This window comes from Janthinobacterium breve (assembly GCF_051380895.1).
Lineage (GTDB): Bacteria > Pseudomonadota > Gammaproteobacteria > Burkholderiales > Burkholderiaceae_D > Janthinobacterium.
Genome location: NZ_JBNYXY010000028.1, coordinates 1 through 1,424 on the forward strand (window position 1 = coordinate 1; position 1,424 = coordinate 1,424).

2 protein-coding genes are annotated in these 1,424 nt (G+C 55.6%); both read right to left on the minus strand.

Annotated elements, in window-relative coordinates:
• Nucleotides 1-820, minus strand: an 820-nt coding sequence (locus tag ACQ4W0_RS29125; protein ID WP_436579897.1) for an ISAs1 family transposase, incomplete at its 3' end; no start/stop codon positions are given.
• Between the two features lie 43 nt (nt 821-863).
• The coding region (locus ACQ4W0_RS29130; RefSeq protein WP_436579898.1) for an integrase core domain-containing protein at nt 864-1,424 on the minus strand (561 nt) is incomplete at its 5' end.

The following is a 1,424-nucleotide window of genomic DNA, read 5'->3' on the forward strand; positions in this document are numbered from 1 at the left end:
TTCTGCCGATGATTTCGCGCGTTGATTCAATCATGATCAGGCTTTGCACGTTGGCCCAGTACTGGTTTTGCTGGTCTAGCCAAGTAACATCGTTAGTCACCAGGCAGCGTCGGGTTTCAATGCGCCCGTGGTCTTTTTCAGTGTGATTGTGCTCCCAGAACGGACGCTCTAACGTGCCTGCCTCGGCGGCATCGAACCACAGCTTGACCGCTTCGGCCAGACCGGGTTGGTTGTCCTTCACACCCAGCACATAGTCTGCGCCGCTGGCGATGATCTTGGCCGCGATATCGTGCTGACATCCCATCGCGTCGATAGTGATGATGGCCCCTTTGATGTCCAGCGTCGCTAGCAATTCCGGGATCGCGGCGATCTCATTGCTCTTGTCGGCGGTCCTGACCTGTCCCAGCGTCAAGCCGCTGGCGCTGCTCCATGCCGACACCAGGTGAATCGCACTGTGTTTGCCATCGTGCGAGCCGCGCACGCACTTGCCGTCGATGGCAATGTGTTGCCCTGGAAGCGCCGGACATATCGCCCCCATCCATCTGACGAAACAAGTCTCGAATTGCGTTGCATCAAGCAGCGAAAATACCCGCCCGAAGGTGTCGTGCGAAGCGATGCCGTTGGCAAACGGCAGCTGTTGGCGCAGCCAATCGAGCTTCGTTTCACTCCACTCGACAACTGCCGTCCAACTCTCTGCGCCACTGATGACGGCGCAAATCGCCGCCAACAGCAACTCGTCGAGTCGATAGGCGCATTGCCGCGCACGCGGGTCGTTCAAGTCATCGAATGCTGCCACCAACGAGATCGGTTTGTTTGCCATTTGCGCGTCCAAATATTGAAAGTAAACGCCTTTCTTGGCAGGTTTACAAGCAATATTTTTGCCCTACGGCCAAACCGACCACTAATCCTTCATGCAATCGCCCTGGGTTATAAACACGCTTAACAAATAAATCCGGCTTCTTTGCCTGCCATTCTTTGAGCGCCTGGATGGGAGTTTGATGATTTAAGGCGCGCTGCGGAATGTTGTGGTTGTAGAGTTTTAAATAGCTTTGCAGCGTCGATGCGAGTTCTGCCGCAGACCCGAATCGCGTCTGGCCGACGATCTCGCTGATGCGCCCGTTGAAGCGTTCAACCATGCCGTTCGTTTGTGGATGGCGTGGCGGAATCAGCCGATGCTCAATGCCAAACTGCTTGCAGAGGCGATCAAAGACATGGTGCCCACTAGGTTCCTTCTTTCGGCTCTGGCTGGTGAAACGATCCGTGAACTGGCTGCCGTTATCGGTGAGCAGTTTGACGATCTTGACGGGGCAGGCCTGCTTCACTTTGTTCAGGAAATCGACGCTGCTACAGTCACTTTGGTCGGCGTAGATTGCCATGTAGACCCAGCGTGTGGCGCGGTCAATTGCGACGAACAGATACCGCCG